The 16,079-nt window shown below is 34.8% G+C and carries 12 protein-coding genes, 2 tRNA genes and 1 pseudogene; 7 read left to right on the forward strand and 8 right to left on the reverse strand.

What is annotated here, in order from left to right; genetic code table 11:
• Positions 1-242 (forward strand): annotated as a pseudogene (locus tag OZD66_RS01330) (transposase); the annotation flags it as partial.
• A 79-nt stretch (positions 243-321) separates the two neighbouring features.
• Here OZD66_RS01330 and OZD66_RS01335 read toward each other — a convergent pair.
• The 3 genes from OZD66_RS01335 to OZD66_RS01345 all read right to left on the reverse strand — a co-directional run bounded on the left by OZD66_RS01335 (position 322) and on the right by OZD66_RS01345 (position 5,190).
• Positions 322-1,260: an RluA family pseudouridine synthase gene (locus OZD66_RS01335; RefSeq protein ID WP_182367848.1), complete on the reverse strand. Its 939-nt coding sequence runs from the start codon at positions 1,258-1,260 to the stop codon at positions 322-324.
• Positions 1,261-1,265: 5 nt separating this feature from the next.
• Positions 1,266-2,951 (reverse strand): hypothetical protein, encoded by a 1,686-nt coding sequence (locus OZD66_RS01340; protein WP_182367820.1) that lies wholly within the window; start codon positions 2,949-2,951, stop codon positions 1,266-1,268.
• 61 nt (positions 2,952-3,012) lie between these two features.
• Positions 3,013-5,190: a ComEC/Rec2 family competence protein gene (locus OZD66_RS01345; protein WP_182367817.1), complete on the reverse strand. Its 2,178-nt coding sequence runs from the start codon at positions 5,188-5,190 to the stop codon at positions 3,013-3,015.
• A gap of 60 nt (positions 5,191-5,250) precedes the next feature.
• Between OZD66_RS01345 and OZD66_RS01350 the strand changes: the two genes are divergently transcribed.
• Positions 5,251-5,327: transfer RNA gene (locus OZD66_RS01350), tRNA-Met, on the forward strand.
• A 626-nt stretch (positions 5,328-5,953) separates the two neighbouring features.
• On the opposite strand, the gene OZD66_RS01355 is transcribed toward OZD66_RS01350, so the two are convergent.
• Complete coding sequence (locus OZD66_RS01355; protein WP_259348558.1) at positions 5,954-6,973, reverse strand: DNA-methyltransferase; 1,020 nt, start codon at positions 6,971-6,973, stop codon at positions 5,954-5,956.
• Positions 6,974-7,040: 67 nt separating this feature from the next.
• Between OZD66_RS01355 and OZD66_RS01360 the strand changes: the two genes are divergently transcribed.
• The gene (locus tag OZD66_RS01360; RefSeq protein WP_182367812.1) at positions 7,041-7,760 is read left to right on the forward strand and encodes a helix-turn-helix domain-containing protein; all 720 of its coding nucleotides are present in this window, start codon (positions 7,041-7,043) and stop codon (positions 7,758-7,760) included.
• A gap of 401 nt (positions 7,761-8,161) precedes the next feature.
• Here OZD66_RS01360 and pdxH read toward each other — a convergent pair whose 3' ends face one another.
• On the reverse strand, positions 8,162-8,746 hold the full coding sequence (gene pdxH / locus OZD66_RS01365; protein WP_182367809.1) for a pyridoxamine 5'-phosphate oxidase: 585 nt from the start codon (positions 8,744-8,746) through the stop codon (positions 8,162-8,164).
• A gap of 16 nt (positions 8,747-8,762) precedes the next feature.
• Positions 8,763-9,578, reverse strand: coding sequence for a bifunctional DNA-formamidopyrimidine glycosylase/DNA-(apurinic or apyrimidinic site) lyase (gene mutM / locus OZD66_RS01370; protein ID WP_182367845.1), 816 nt, complete (start codon positions 9,576-9,578; stop codon positions 8,763-8,765).
• Between the two features lie 247 nt (positions 9,579-9,825).
• Between mutM and OZD66_RS01375 the strand changes: the two genes are divergently transcribed.
• A tRNA-Thr gene (locus OZD66_RS01375) sits at positions 9,826-9,898 on the forward strand.
• 46 nt (positions 9,899-9,944) lie between these two features.
• Here OZD66_RS01375 and OZD66_RS01380 read toward each other — a convergent pair.
• Both OZD66_RS01380 and OZD66_RS01385 read right to left on the reverse strand, forming a co-directional pair.
• The gene (locus OZD66_RS01380) at positions 9,945-11,471 is read right to left on the reverse strand and encodes an acyl-CoA carboxylase subunit beta (protein ID WP_182367806.1); all 1,527 of its coding nucleotides are present in this window, start codon (positions 11,469-11,471) and stop codon (positions 9,945-9,947) included.
• Positions 11,472-11,587: 116 nt separating this feature from the next.
• Positions 11,588-12,880, reverse strand: a complete 1,293-nt coding sequence (locus OZD66_RS01385; protein ID WP_182367803.1) for a hypothetical protein — start codon at positions 12,878-12,880, stop codon at positions 11,588-11,590.
• A 126-nt stretch (positions 12,881-13,006) separates the two neighbouring features.
• Here OZD66_RS01385 and der point away from each other — a divergent pair, with 126 nt between their 5' ends.
• Genes der through OZD66_RS01400 form a run of 3 tightly spaced genes read left to right on the forward strand, consistent with a single transcriptional unit; the run spans position 13,007 to position 15,451 of the window.
• A complete protein-coding gene (gene der / locus OZD66_RS01390; protein WP_182367800.1) occupies positions 13,007-14,416 on the forward strand; it encodes a ribosome biogenesis GTPase Der in 1,410 nt (469 codons plus the stop codon).
• A complete protein-coding gene (locus OZD66_RS01395) occupies positions 14,413-14,934 on the forward strand; it encodes a disulfide bond formation protein B (RefSeq protein WP_065094847.1) in 522 nt (173 codons plus the stop codon). Before der ends, OZD66_RS01395 begins: the two co-directional genes overlap by 4 nt.
• On the forward strand, positions 14,909-15,451 hold the full coding sequence (locus tag OZD66_RS01400; protein ID WP_006279362.1) for a demethoxyubiquinone hydroxylase family protein: 543 nt from the start codon (positions 14,909-14,911) through the stop codon (positions 15,449-15,451). Before OZD66_RS01395 ends, OZD66_RS01400 begins: the two co-directional genes overlap by 26 nt.
• Positions 15,452-16,079: the final 628 nt, after the last annotated feature.

The raw sequence follows: 16,079 nt of genomic DNA on the forward strand, positions 1-16,079 counted from the left end.
GTTTGAGCAATTTTTGACACCAATCTTGGAACCTGGACAAACTGTCATTCTTGACAATGCTACTTTTCATAAGTCTGATAAAGCTTGGTAAAGGAGTTGGTGCAGAAATTTTGTATCTGCCTCCATATTCTCCAGATTTCAACAAAATTGAGCATTATTGGTTTGCTATAAAAAACAGAGCCAGGAAAAACATTCCTCTATTCGAATCCTTTCGTCGTGCTGTTGATTCTGCCTTCCTATGACCTGTTCGGACTATTATGAGAAATGCTATAACTTCCTGATAACATGGATGATAATATTGACAGGTTAATACGAATGTTATTAAGATATGTTGTCAAACTCACCAATTAAAGTTTTTATATCTTGCGGTAAATCAGAGATAAATTCCATGTATTCCTTACTTTTGGGGTGATATAAGCCCAGTGTATAAGCATGTAGTGCTTGTCTATTGAAATTACGAATAAAACTAGAGTTTTTAGCATATTTTGTGCTTTTACTACTATTTTTCCCATAAACTTGATCACCAACTATAGAATGTCCTATGTGGCTCATGTGGACTCGAATTTGGTGCGTTCTACCTGTTTCTAAAGTGCATTTAACGAGGCTTGCTTGTCCTATAACTTTCTCTACTGAGTAATGAGTGATTGCTAATTTGCCCGTTGTTTTTGTAACACACATCATTTCTTTATTACCACGCTTTGGAGCAATGTTAGTTTCTATAGTTCCCTGCTGGGAAGATAATGTTCCCCAAACTACTGCTAAGTATTCCCGCTTTATTTTGCGATTCGATAACAATTCAGACAAAAAACTATGGGCTGCTTCATTTTTTGCAATTACCATTAGCCCACTAGTATCTTTATCGAGTCTATGAACAATTCCTGGTCTTACATTAAGGCAAGCGATAACTGCGTTCAAAAGCGTATCATTGTTTGTCCCAGCACCTGGGTGCACTGTTAATCCACTTTGTTTACTCAGAACTATAATGTCCTCATCTTCATAGACGATATCAAGTTTTATGTCATAATTAGGCTCAATTGATGTGGATATGTCAGGTTGAACGAGATGCACCACATACTCTTCATCTGGTTTTACTATGTAGTCATTATTAATTATCGGTGTGCCAAGTAATTTCACCTGCTCATTTTGTATCAATCTTTGCGCTTTGCTGCGTGATATGTTGCATTTTTCAGCTATATAGGTGTCTAACCTTAATTTCTCTTTATCATTATTAACACTTAAGGTTACTTCTAAGTGGTCTATAACAACTACCCCGCGCGAGCTACTGCAAATGCTGCTTGAATATTTTGATCTACAAAATCAACTTTTGTACTAGAAAGATCACCTTGTTTTTTAATATGGCAAATTGTTTGAGAGCCATCTTTCCAGTGAATTATCATTTTATTATCAAAATTTCGTAATGTTGCCTCAACCTTTTTTTCTTTATTATCTTTTTCTTCCAGCTTAATAGATTCTAATAAATAATATAAGAATTCACTTGGTTTGCCGTTGATTTTTTTTTTCCATTCATCTGTTTTTTCTTGTTCAGATTTTTTTTGCTCTAACTTTTCCTTCTTTTGCTGCAGCTTATTTTGTTCTGCTTCCAGCTCTAACTTTCTAACTGTGTCACGTAGTTCTTTGACTTTATTTTCTAATACTAATAATTTATTAGTATAATTTCCATTGTTAGCTTCTAAATCAGGCGTACTTGGTTGAGCTTGCTTCTTTTTTATTTCTTCTAATTCATTCCTTACTACGTTTAATTGCTCCTTCAATTCCGTTTTTTCCTCTTCTGTATCCTCTTTTAACTTTTTTAGCATGCTAAGGAACTCGTTATTATTAGACTGCGTAGTTGATTGAAGCCAGCCTACAAAGCGGCTTGGTTCAAATCGTTCAATCTTATCTTCAGCAATTTTAATAGCATTCTCCAACCTAGAAAAAGTACCTTCAATATCTAGTGAATGTGCTTTTTTTGTCAATTCTTTAGTGTTGTTTAAAACTTCTGAAATTTCTGCATGTAGCCAATCTAAATCTTTTTTGATGTCTTCTCTGATTTTTTTTAGGTGATCAAGCGTTTCTTTAATGTTAATATTTGCAGGCTTTAAAAGACTATTATCAAGTAAATCGCAAGCTTTTTTAAGGTTACTGTCAAATGAGTTGCAAAGCGGACTAAGTAGTTTTTTCATTAGAGATATTAGTTCATTTTCCCTTTTACCAAGCTTATTTTCTACTACTGATACAACCATGCCCTTTCCAGACCAGTATGGAAATAGAAGACCTAAAGAACTGTGTTTTCTAATAGTATGATTTTCATGATCCACGCTATTACTTATTAGATTGCTAAGTGTTGATATGATGCATAAAAGAATAGCGACTAATAAAGCTATTAATATTATTGGAGCATTAATGGATTGTGATATTGCTGAAACTACTATAATAGTACCAAATACATATGATCCAGTAAACAAGAGAATCCTATTTCTATTTTCTGCTTCTATATCTTCTAGTATTTCTCTCTGCGTCTTAGAAATTGGTAAAACTATTGAAAGCTTTTCCCCCTTTTTATCTAAATTTGTTACAATTTCAATTTTTTTAGCTTCTTGAGCAATCTGGCTGTACTGTTCATCAACTTGATAGTTTCCTATTTTTTTATCTATTTCATTCTCTTTTATTTTTTGTGTATTTATAAAGTTTATAACAGCAGTAAATAAGAGAACTATAAGAGGAATAAAGGCAAGAGGTGCTGGCGTGAACGCAAACCCAGCAATACTTACTGTAACAGGCTGAATAGAAAAGGCAGTAAATGCTATAAGAGTAGCAATGGTACTTGCTATCGATATAGTACCAGAATACTTTCTTATAGAGCTCAAAATTCTACTGGGCTGGTCAGAAAGTTTTCTAAATCCTAAAAAATCAAAATAGTCTTTGAAAGGATCTTGAGTGTCTGTAACCATAACATTTTTCTAGTTTAAACTTATTTAGGTATACATTAACCAAACCTTAAAATCAAGTTTCTTAATTTTTCAACATGTGCCAAGGCCTATTGGAGCGCACTGTATTAATCTTTACGTAACGATTTGTTAACCAAACAGAATGTGTGCCATACGTTTCTAGATCAGCATATTTAATAATTTTAGTGTTGCAAGCTGAATAGTCAAACTCACTTAATTGAATTGTTAAATCAACTTTATCACAATTTTCTGAAATATCTTCTTTTTTATAAGCTAGCAGCACTAATTTATTATTTCCTTTATTATATATGCAGCCATAATCGTTACACTTTAGCCTTTTATCTGAGTTATTGTATTTTTTATGATTCAAAATTTGGTTCTGCCCATTTTGTTTCGCCCATGTTTTGACAACAAAGTTCCTATTTTTTCTGGTGAGAGAATATAGTAAGTTATCACTTTCTTTTACAGCAACATTATCAGCATTTATCAAGATATCAGGAGTTCTATACATAGCACTAGAGAAAATACCCAGCACAATAAAGAAAATTCCGAAGAAGCGCCAATTTCTTTCCCACAAGCACAGCCACAATAACCCAAATGTTATTATAATAATTGATGAGGCAGGAAAAGTACGAATGGGAATAACCAAATACTGAAGACTAGCGATTGCATTTGTTATATACAAAATACTGTCAATTGGGCGCTCTATAAATGGCGCTATAATCCATTCAATACCGAAAGGAATCAACAAAACATAGATCATTCCAAGTGGAATAATAATTAATGTAACTATTGGTATAGCAACTAAATTTGTGATAATGCCACTAATTGAAAAATAATTAAAATTATATATCGTATACGGAACAGTTGCTAAACTTGTTATTACTGAGCTGATCATTATCGACACAAAATATTTCATTATTTTTATTTTGAATAATTTGTTGGCATTGATCTGATAACTGGCAACCAGTGCCAAAACAGCAGAAAATGACATCTGAAAGCCAGGCTTTAAAATTGCTTCTGGTTCTACTGAGAGTATCACTGAAGCAGCAAACGCAATTGCTATTAACCCTCGATATTTTCTCTCTATCATTATTGCAACGAGTACTAAAATCACCATGATGTAGGCACGCTGAGCAGAAATTTGCATACCGGTAATCAACAAATAAAACGTGGTTGGCAAGATAGTAAGAAATGCAGATATTTTCTTGGTGTTATACTTAAGAGTCAAAGTTTCAGATATTGCGAATAAATTACGAAACACTACAAAAAACAGACCAGCAACAAATGATAAATGCAAACCAGATATGGCAAACAAATGTGCTATACCTGAATCTCGTATCGCGTCCATAGTTTTTTGATCTATGCCATCTTTTTTACCGATCAGTAATGCAGAAATTATGTCTGCATGTGGTTTTTTAATATTTTGCTGCAGGTTTTCATAAATGTATTGACGGAAAGATTCTATATATTCTTGAAATTTCCTTGCTTCAGCCTTTTTGTGCAAAGCTATTTTGCTTGTTGCAAAACCTGTTGCACTTATTTTCTGATAATATGCTATTCTTGCAAAATCATATGCATGCTCCGAAGGCGCAATCTTTAGAGGGAAGAGTTTTGCTGATAATTTTACTTGATCGCCTATTTTAATGCCTTTTTCCACTTTGGTTCTAACTGATATTCTGATGTTATCTAGAGCTCTATCCGGTGTCATTCCAGCGCGTGACGCTGGAATCCATATCTTTTTTTTCTGGGTAAGGTCAAGTACTGGGATGACAAAAGGGGGCACTGGGATGACAGAAGAGGGCGCTGAGATGACAAAAGGAGGCACTGGGATAACAGGAGAGGATTTTGAGATAGTAGGGGATTTTTCAACAGAAAGCAGAAATTGTTTATATGAGCCCCTGTCGTTAATATCCTTCACTGTGGCAACGATATCTTTTACATATCTCTCTTTATCAAGAATTTGAGTATCAACTAAAGCTGTTCTTAATTTACTAGCTGTAAATCCTATGAGCACTGCAATTAAAGCGATACACAATATCGCGTACCTTTTATACAATATTGCAATCAAAATTAGTGTGGGTAAAAGCAAAAGAAAAATAGATATGCAGCTTGGTTCAAAACTTAGGGAAAAATAGGTTAAAATTCCTGCACACTGAAAAACAGGAAGCCACAGTATCAAGTTATATTTTTCATTATGACGTATATAACTAACTATTATGTCGAGAAAAGTTACAACCATGGGGTGATTTTGTTCTTTTATTTTCTATTATTGTATATATAATAACTAAATAAACAACGACGCGGGATGGAGCAGCTCGGTAGCTCGTCAGGCTCATAACCTGAAGGCCGTAGGTTCAAATCCTACTCCCGCAACCATTTTTCAACTGTACGGATATTGTGGTTTCAGGTAGAAACTACTTGACAAATTCCCCCAGTTCCCTTACCATGGTACTGAAGCTATTTATTTATCTTCTCTGTACAGATTAAATGACAAAAAAACTCAAGTATTTGGCATCTCATGTTTAATTTCTTGCACTATGTGCACCTTATGTCTTTATCAAATTTCTAGGTTTTTACCTATACAAGCTGAAATACGCTTATAAAGCATTTAAAACATCAAAAAACGCCAACTTAAAAAATAGATAGTGAATAACTAGCTACCCTAGGGTTTCTTTTGCCTTTTTTTCTGTTTAGTAAGTTTCTTAACGTTTATAATTTAGATTAGTTGCGGCTTAAAAGCAACTGAATCGAGGTTATTAAGCGTTTAGAATAAAAAAACGCCATATTTGAAAGTATAATGTAAGTAATTAGCCAACCACGAGGCTTCTTTTGCCTTTTTTTTCGTTTGGTAAATTTCTTAACGTTTGTAGCTAACATGAACAAACATTTAAGAGTAACTTCTGCTAGTGACGCTAATGTGGAAAGTGTTGATGATAGGCAACAAAAATGCTTATATAAAAAATTATTGCTAAAAACGGGAAAACCATGAACAAAGAGCATAACTAAACTACTAATGACTGCTGAGCGAACTTAAGATCCAATACAGACTGCTTAGCCTTTAACACTTGCTCTTTATCATGAACAATGCGTTGATAGATAATTTCTAACTCTCCCTTTGAGTGTTCTTTTTCTAAGAACCTAAAAGTAGATGCAGCAAGATATTCTCTATTTTCTTCAAATGCTAACCAGTAACGGTCTTCTTGCTCACATACAAAACCTGTTGTGTTAGAACCAGCAAAAATATCTAAAACAACATCTCCTGGTTGTGTTAGAAACCGAATAAAAAATTGAGGTAATTTAGCAGGGAATCGAGCTGGATGCTCTTTTACACCTAGTTCCTTACATGCAGCAAGATACTGGCTGTTAGATTCTGAATTGGGAATCTGCAAAAGATTTGATGGAATAGCTCCTCCATTATCTTTACCAAAGCTACTACCAATATTATGGCCTGATGGTCGTTCTTTTGGAGTATAATAAGCCTTTGGGTTCTCGATAAGTTTTTTCATGCGACCACTGTATTCCACTAGCACCTTTGTGACATCTGCTTTAGGCCACTCAGTTTTGCTGAACCACCATACTGTATTAACAGAATCTTTTGCTCTGATTTTTCTCTTATTTACCCATTCAATTGGACTTGGCAATTTAGAAGGGTTATACCAATAGAAATCTTCTGCAAGGAAGAAGCCTATATCATCACAGAAATGCATAAGCACTCTAAAATTATATAAACTTCTGGATGGCACGCCTTTTTCATAAGCCCCACCTAGATCAAGTACAAAACTACCTGTATCTTTGAGTTTGCTATGTACTAATTTTGCAAATTGACTAAGCCATGCAACATATTCGGCTTGGGATTCATTTCCGTATTCTTTTTTTCTTTGCAAAGCAAACGGTGGACTGGTTATTACGAGATCTAAGCTATTATCTGGTAATTGCGGCAATAGGTTAAGAGAGTCTCCACAATATGCAGCTCCCCTATCTGTAGTATATGTGGGTTTATTATTAAATTTAAATTTTTCCAATATATGTGCCATATGAAAGATACTTATAGTCTGTAGACTTATAATTGTCAACTATTATCTTACAAAGATGACAAAAATAAAAAAACAATCTTTGCGGTTACTTCTTTCCCAGAATATACGAAAGATAAGAAATATAAAAGGGCTTTCCCAAGAAACTCTTGCTGATTTATGTGAATTACACAGAACATATATAGGCTCCGTTGAACGTGGTGAGAGAAATATCTCTATAGATAATGTTGAGCGCATAGCAGATGCCCTTGGTATTGAACCTACTGCACTTCTAAATCAGGATCAAGACAGAAAATGTCTGAAAGATATATTTCCTCATATACGGAAGTATCAGGAGTTTGCTGTTAAGCATGGTATAAATGATATCTTTCAGGATAACGGCGGGAAAATCCTACAAGTCTTATTACTAACTGGACTCACTATTCTTCCAGCACGCGAGGGAAATGATGCTATTGATGAGTATGGTAATGAATATGAGCTTAAATCAGTAAATGCTCTTCTTACAAAAAGCTTTTCTACTCATCATCATATGAATCCTACAATAATTGCAAAATACCGAAAGGTGGATTGGGTATTTGCTATTTATGAAGGAATAGAGCTAAAAGAAATATATAAATTAACGCCGCAAGACCTTGAACCATATTATATTACATGGGAAAAGAAATGGCATGATACTGGTGGTAAAGACATCAATAATCCCAAAATTCCTTTGAAATACGTCAGAGATAAAGGTAAGCTTCTTTATCATTGTGATGAAAGAGTATGTGACCGTCACTAACTTCCTCCATCCCAGGTTGATTTTAAATTGTCTGGAATGCTGAAAACCCTAACATTTAACTCTTTTTTTGATAAACTTGTTTATTTGCTGTTTATTAAAATTTTCACTTCAAAATTTAACCTCACCAAAAGTATAAGAAGCCTGTCCAATGAAAAATTCTTAACCTTCTATAGCTAACCCAAGAAAGGTTTCCCTACGTCATACCGCCGCGGATAGATTCCACTAACTAGTAGCGGAATGACGAATTTGTCGTTTTTCAAATTATCGGTAAACCTAAGTCACTTTAGCTATAAAATTATAAGTTATTTGCTCTTTTTTATCCTTAATCCGGAATTCGGATTAGTAAGGTGTCATCCAATTCTCAATGGTAAATTAAGAAGGGTCTGCAATAACGAATGTAGCTAGGGATATAATTGTTCCACTTTCCAATTGCTTTCTTCAATAAGAGTATATCTAAACCTAGTGTGTCTCCTATATTCACCTTCTTGCCAAAATTCAATTACTTTTGGGATTACACAAAATCCCACCCAAAAGTCAGGACGAGGAACTTGTGTGTTGTAAAATTCCTTCTCCTTCAATTTGATGGCTTGCTCAAAATCTTGCCAATTTTTCAGAACGCTCGATTGTTTTGAGCACCATGCGCTAATTTGACTATCGCGCGCTCGAGAAGAGAAGTATTCGTCAGTTCTTTCATCGTTTAGAAGTTTAACATCTCCTTCAATTCGTACTTGCCTAGCAAATTCTATCCAATGAAATACTAACGCAGCTTTGGGGTTCTCAGTCAATTCTTTCCCTTTTTTACTGTTTACGTTAGTGAAAAACACAAAACCTTCTTTACTATATTCCTTTAGTAATACTACTCTTGCAGATGGAATGCAGTCTTTGCTACAAGTTGCTAGCGTCATTGCAGTTGATGAAGAATTAAGTACTGCTTTATACCACTTTGAAAACAAATCAAACGGATCTTTTTCAGGTGAGAATGTCATATTCAAAAATAAAATCTTAATTCTGGCACGCATTGCAAAAATAAGTGCTACGGCCATTTTGTCGTATAAGTGTTATGATATTGTTGCAGATTCTGCAAGGTTTTTGAACTTTACCATATACGTAAAAGTTATTTTGAAAGTATCCAGCAGATCCAGATGGCTGTGCATAATCTTTCAGTGTTGAACCGCCTGCAGCAATTGCATCACTCAGAGTATTTTTTATTTCAGCAGCAAGTTTTTCGCACTCTCTATAGGTCAAGTCTTTTGCTGACCTGAGTGGTGATATGCGGGCTCTAAACAAACTTTCAGAAGCATATATATTCCCTACGCCAACTATTAATTTATTATCCATTAATGCTGATTTGATATTCACTTTTTTGTTTTTCAGCAACTCCTGTAAATAGCCTCCACTGAATTCATCCGTGAGGGGCTCTATTCCGAAATCATCAAAAAAATTTATTTCTTGTTCTTTGCTTAAAATAATAACTAATCCAAATCTTCTTGGATCATTAAAGATTATTGAAGTATTATCGGAAAATAAAAATACCACGTGATCGTGCTTATTCCGCACTTGATCGTGGTCAGCATATATAAGCTTTCCGCTCATGCCAAGATGTATGATTACAGCCATACTACCATCTGTATTCCAGATGGTATACTTACCTCTACGCTTGATGTTGCGTATGACTTTGCCCTTTAGCATATCATCAATATTTTTTGTTATTGGGGCACGTAAATTCCAATTATTCACTATAACATTACTGATTTGCTTGTTTTTAATTTTATCAAGCAAAAAATTAGAGATTACTTCCACTTCCGGTAATTCTGGCATGATACCTCCTTCAAAACTTAAGTTTCTGATGGTCATTTTGTCGTTCTCAAATACATTCGAGTATTCTGCGGTGCTTTCTCCTAAAAATTCCTCACCACAAACGAGTTTTGAAAGGGTTCTCTGTCTACTCTGTTGCTGCTTTTTTCTTTTCAAAATATTTTGCTTTAAAGCTTTCGCTAATCTTTTTTTCTCCTCTTCTTTTTCCTTATTCTTTTTTGTGTTATTCATTATCATAATATATAAACTTGCCGTTGTAGCTCAGGTGGTAGAGTACGTCATTGGTAATGACGAGGTCCCAAGTTCGAGTCTTGGTAACGGCACACTCTTATAATATCGCATAACTTGCAAGCAAGGCTTAGAAGAAAGTTACAGAGGTAAGTTGTCATGCTTTTTCCATATCCTTTCTACCTTCTTGTTTTTGAGTAGCTCTAATGCTTTGTGAAAGTGATGCCTTGTTTTACTTGGCACTATAATGTCATCAATGTATCCATGTGATGCAGCAAAAAATGGATTAGCAAATTTCTCTTTATATTCTTTGATTAATGTTTGCTGGTCTTTTTTATACCTAAATATAATTTCAACTGCACTTTCAGGGCCCATTACAGCTATTTCAGCAGTTGGCCAAGCATAATTTATGTCACCTTTTAGATGCTTTGAATTCATAACAATGTACGCACCACCATACGCTTTTCTGGTGATCAAACTAATTTTCGGCATGGTTGCTTCAGCGTAAGCGTAAAGCAGTTTCGCTCCGTGTTGTATTATATTATTGTATTCTTGATTTGTACCCGGCAGAAATCCTGGAACATCAATAAGTGTGATGATAGGAATGTTAAATGCGTCACAAAACCTTACAAACCTTGCAGCTTTTCTTGAAGAATCAATATCCAAACACCCTGCAAGGTGCATAGGTTGATTTGCAACAATACCAACAGTATTTCCTCCAATCCTACTAAAACCAATTATAATATTACGAGCAAAATCAGGTTTTAGTTCAAAGAATTTCTTCTCATCGCACACCTTTTCAATAAGTTCATACATATCATAAGGAGTATTAGGATTGCTAGGAATCAGAGTATTTAAAGATTCATCAATATCATTAACTGAATCACAGGTTGATTTATGTTTCGGTGATTCTTGATTATTTGCTGGTAAGAAAGTAAAGAATTCACGCATTTTTAGCAGCATTTCAACATCATTATTGAATGCAAAATCCGCTACTCCTGTTTTGCTTGTATGAATTTTTGCTCCACCAAGGTCTTCGAAACTTACATCTTCGTAGGTAACCTTTTTTACTACATCTGGTCCGGTTATAAACATATATGAACTGTTTTTCACCATGAAAGTAAAGTCAGTTAATGCTGGGGAATAAACTGCACCACCAGCACATGGCCCCATGATTAAAGAGATTTGTGGTATAACACCCGATGCATTTACGTTTCTTTGAAAAATTTCTCCATAACCAGCAAGAGAATTTACTCCCTCCTGAATTCTGGCTCCACCAGAGTCATTTAGCCCAATGACAGGAACTCTAGCATTAATTGCCATATCCATAATTTTGCATATTTTTTTTGCATGTGACGCACCAAGTGACCCACCAAAGACAGTAAAATCTTGAGAGTAAACAAAAACTTTTCTGCCATAAATAGTACCATGACCAATCACTACCCCATCACCTAAAAAATTAGCATTTTGCATGCCAAAATCAGCTGCGTGATGCTTCACGAATTTATCATATTCCTCAAACGAATTTTCATCGAGTAATACACTGAGCCTTTCTCTAGCAGTTAATTTCCCTTTTTCATGTTGTTTGGTAATCCTGTTAGAACCACCTCCTTTTCCAGCTTCTAGTGCTTTGGTTTTTAGATTTTCTAGTATTTTAAAGTCTTGCATACAATAAAGTAGTTTTCAAATTAGTAGTAGACTTTATTAAGCTTACAAACTCTACTACTATATACATACACTATTGCTATATGCAACAGTGTATGTGTATAACAATTATTAAAACTTTAACCTTGATTTTGGTGATTACAACGAGAACACTTTGATATACTAACTTCTTCCAGAACACTAAATAACTCACTTTGTTTTCCGTTTTTCTCTTCGACAAAACTTTTAGCAGCTTCAACAACCTTGCTTATACGTGGTTCTTTTTCTAGCTCTTTTAGGTACTTTGAGAAGATTTCACAACTTTGATCATCCATATGCACCATTATTTTGCCAAAGCTTGAGGGATTTTCTGGTTTGTCAGCCTTTTCAGAAGATAGAGTCATTACAATCTTTTCACTGTTGCTTATTGGAAAAGTCATCTGAAGTCTGCCCTTTATATCATGATATTTTCCATCTTGTATTCGTATTACATCATCTCCTTCCCCGATCTTTAACGCTCCATCTAAATTTTGAAATTCTGGATTACTCAGGAATTTTGCAGGAGTTATAACACTTTCTTCTGGACACTGTATATAATAAAGTCCATTATCTCTTTCTACTGTAACATCTTTTGTCACATCTTTTTCAATGCTGTCAGATACAATTTGTTTTAGGCTCGATAAATAGTTGCTACGTTTTTCTATCAAATCTGGTGGTAAGAATTTCAAAGCTTCCTCACTCATATAAGTGCCTGTTGAAACTAGGTCGAATACTTTTGACGAAAGAAGGTCTAGTTGATCTCTTTCATAAGTGGATAACTCTTCTATTTTTATGGCATTTAAACTCCGCACCAAATGATCTATCAATGATGTATTCTCAGAGAACACATTACATGGCATACCAAACAGGATCTTTTTATCTTCTCTAAGTGCTATGAGTTCTAGCGATTTCTTTATTATTCCCTCTGCGACTGTTTCATTGCTATACAAGTGTGAGGTGTTAGTTTGACATCTTGTATTCAATAATGTACTTAAGGTATTTTTTCGTACACATTCATCAACTTGTTTATATATTGCTATGTCTGGTTGAGGCGCGCCCGTTACTTCTAAATCTTCAAGTTCATCTTCATTTTCTATTATAAACGTTTTATTTAATATGTGATCAGGTGTATCTTTATCATCTTCTATAGAAGCTTTATTTAATATATTGCGATCAGATTCATCCTCAGGCTCATTTGTAAAATACCTACAAAAACTAGGATATCGTTCACCTATAGACGTTTTATTTGGTACATTATGATCAGATGTACCTTCATCCTCAGACTCATCTATGGCACCATCTTCAAAATTAGTAGGAGTAGGAGGACGAGGACGAGTATCATACCCCTCATCTATCGAATCTGGATTATGCTTTTGTTTATCTTGACCTATCATATACCCCCCCTTGACATAATAAAAGAAGAAACTCTAGTTTAGTATGCTCGCGTGATCTATAAAGTCAATAGTTAAATTGAAAAATTTTGATTATAATTTACTTTACATAGAAGATGCCCTTGAATTATGCTAAAAATCGCCATAGTAGGCCTACCAAATGCTGGAAAATCGACCCTATTCAACAGATTAGTGGGAAGAAAAGCAGCAGTAGTGAGTAATATCCCAGGGGTGACGAGGGATAGACGTGAGGGAATAGGGAGAATTAGCGATTTGGAGTTTAAAGTTATAGATACAGGAGGATGGAACGACCAAACTAGTTTTTCACTGCAAGTTATTGAGCAAATAGAGTTTTCTTTATCCAGTTCAAACATAATTTTCTTTCTTGTTGACGCAAAAGTGCAAAATGAGCGAAATAAAGAGTTTGCAAAGTGGCTGAAGAGAAAAATAAATAAACCTGTAATCCTCATAGCAAATAAATGCGAGAGTCATAAGTCTGAAAATGTTGATTATTTACAGTTTTTTGATTTTCTTGGCCCGGTATACATCTCAGCCGAACATAATCTTGGTATGGTTGATCTTTATGATGCGTTGGCTAGTGTTATTGAAAATATCAGTGCAAATAGTCCTCCTTTCGGTGTCATTCCAGTGCTTGACACTGGAATCCAGAAAAAAAATAGTATGGATCCCAGTGTCAAGCACTGGGATGACAATAAGAGCTCTAATGAGTCCGGTAAATTAAGAATTTCGATAATCGGTCGCCCAAACGTAGGCAAGTCAACTTTTTTAAATGGTTTACTTGCAGAAAACAGACTAATAACAAGTTCAGAGCCAGGTACCACACGTGATTCTGTGGATATTACATATGATCATGATGGAGAGTTAATTACTCTAATTGACACTGCCGGAATCCGCAGAAAGGCGAATGTTGTAGATGGCTTAGAATCAAAATTTGTTGAGAAAAGCATGGAATCAATCAAGCGCTCTCATGTGGTAGTTTTAATGCTAGACTCCCTAGTTGGTATTGAGCAGCAGGATTTATCAATTGGTGAAGCTGCAATTAAGGGAGGGAAAGGGATTATTGTTGTTTTAAATAAGTGGGATTTAATAGGTAAGGATGACAGAAGCAGGTTAATAAAATTTGTCAAACAACAGGAAGTAACCAGGTTATTCTTGGAAGTGCCAACTATAACAATTTCTGCGTTAAAAGGCATGCGCTGCGGTGATGTGATAGATAAGTGTCTTGAAGTGAGTGAATCCTTGAACAAGAAGATCAGCACTGCAAAACTGAATAAGTGGCTCATAGATGCTGTAGGAAAACATTCTCACCCTCTTGTAAAAGGCAAAGCAGTTAAAATGAAGTATATCGCTCAAATTGGTACTAAACCTCCAGCTTTTTCTTTGATATGTAACATACCTGAAAGTGTTGATGAAAGTTACAAACGCTATTTAATTAACGATCTCAGAAAAAATTTCTTTGCAGACGGTGTGCCAGTTAAATTGCTTTTGAAAAAAAATAAAAATCCCTATGTAAAATGAATACTCTGCTTTATACTTTCAGGGATAATTTACTTAAAGTTATGTGTAATAATTCCAGAATTCCTGCAATCTTTCTGCTGTCGAGTGCCGCTGCTCTAATTTTTGCATATGTGCTAGAATATTTTTTCAACATGCTGCCATGCAAGTTATGTACATACGAGCGAATAGTTTACTATATCGCCGGATTACTTGCAGTAGCGTGCATGCTTAAAGACAACAAAATTCTAATCTATGCAATGTTTTGCAGCTACCTCATAGGTGCAGTAATATCTTTTTATCATGTAGGTCTTGAACTCCACTTATTTCATGATGTTTTAGGTTGTACAGAGCAAGCAAGTGGTAACGTTAGTATAGAAGAGCTCAGAAATAATCTACTAAATCCTAATTACTCTCCATCTTGTGACAGACCTCATTACGTTCTAGGTGTTTCCTTAGCAACATGGAATCTAATTTATCTCATAGTAGCTCTGTTCGTATCAGGTAAGGTGTATTGTGGAGAAAGAAAGAAATCTAAATAATTTAAGGTACAGCAACAATCAGTTCTTGCAACAGGCAATTAGAGTAGATCACGCTGGAGAATATGGAGCTATTTGCATTTATTCTGGTCAAAAATTTATTCTTAAGAAATCTTCTATAATCAATGAAATAATTGAAATGGAAGAACAGGAAAAAAAGCATTTTCACTATTTTAATGAGAAAATCAAAGAGCAAAAAGTTCGTCCTACTGTTTTGTTGCCTGTTTGGCGTGTTTTAGGAGTGTCGCTTGGCGTTGCAACTGCCATTATGGGCAAAAAAGCTGCTATGGCTTGCACTGCTGCAGTTGAAGAAGTTATCGGGGAGCACTACAAAGAGCAAGTTTCACATTTAGAAGATGGGGAATTAAGAGAAACTATAAGTAAATTTCGCGACGAGGAGTTAGAGCACAAAGATATTGCAATTCAGCACAATGCTGAAAGCGCATTTGGCTACAACATTTTATCATCATTCATAAAAACAGGCTGCAAAACTGCTATTTACCTGTCTAAGTTAATTTAACTAAGCAGCTTTCTTAAAGTGTTTTAAATGTTCTGATAACAACAGAAACCAGGAAGGAATTCAAGTGTAACAATTATTTTATAACTATATTTACATATCACCATTATTAATAAATAATTAGTATTTGTAAATTAAATACATCTAAAGTATAGACTGCAAAGGAGGCAAAAGTGCGTTTTAATTTAGAAGAGGGAAATGCTCTTATGTAATACCTGCCACAGGTTCACAACTGTACGAACATTCATTTTTGAAGGTAAATTGCACAGCAAATGGTGTCATTCCAGTCTGGAATCCAGAAATTTTGCTTATAACTGAGCTGATAAGCTAAAGGTAATTGTCTTACACTAAAACAAACGTTTTTAATTAAGTTGCATAGAACCAGTGTCTGGGCACTGGGATGACACCCCACTGGTGGTCCAAACTACAACGTTCGTACAGTTGTGGATTCCAGACTGGGATGACACCCTACTAATGGGCCCAAATCACAATGTTCGTACAGTTGTGGGTCAGGCTATAGGATGACAGAAGTTGACTTTATTAGCTATAGGTTCTCTAATTGCACATAAGTCAACAATAATTTTTACACAAATCAAAATAGCATATTTCCTCCGTAATCTTTAATAATTTT

Source organism: Wolbachia endosymbiont of Drosophila baimaii (genome assembly GCF_028982185.1).
Classification (GTDB): Bacteria; Pseudomonadota; Alphaproteobacteria; order Rickettsiales; family Anaplasmataceae; genus Wolbachia; species Wolbachia pipientis.

Excerpts from the sequence above, each read along its gene's own strand:
- OZD66_RS01340 (WP_182367820.1), bottom strand. The coding sequence starts at position 2,951 with ATGGTTACAGACACTCAAGATCCTTTCAAAGACTATTTTGATTTTTTA.
- OZD66_RS01345 (WP_182367817.1), bottom strand. The coding sequence starts at position 5,190 with ATGGTTGTAACTTTTCTCGACATAATAGTTAGTTATATACGTCATAAT.
- OZD66_RS01360 (WP_182367812.1), top strand. The coding sequence starts at position 7,041 with ATGACAAAAATAAAAAAACAATCTTTGCGGTTACTTCTTTCCCAGAAT.
- pdxH (WP_182367809.1), bottom strand. The coding sequence starts at position 8,746 with ATGACATTCTCACCTGAAAAAGATCCGTTTGATTTGTTTTCAAAGTGG.
- mutM (WP_182367845.1), bottom strand. The coding sequence starts at position 9,578 with ATGCCAGAATTACCGGAAGTGGAAGTAATCTCTAATTTTTTGCTTGAT.
- OZD66_RS01380 (WP_182367806.1), bottom strand. The coding sequence starts at position 11,471 with ATGCAAGACTTTAAAATACTAGAAAATCTAAAAACCAAAGCACTAGAA.
- OZD66_RS01385 (WP_182367803.1), bottom strand. The coding sequence starts at position 12,880 with ATGATAGGTCAAGATAAACAAAAGCATAATCCAGATTCGATAGATGAG.
- der (WP_182367800.1), top strand. The coding sequence starts at position 13,007 with ATGCTAAAAATCGCCATAGTAGGCCTACCAAATGCTGGAAAATCGACC.
- OZD66_RS01395 (WP_065094847.1), top strand. The coding sequence starts at position 14,413 with ATGAATACTCTGCTTTATACTTTCAGGGATAATTTACTTAAAGTTATG.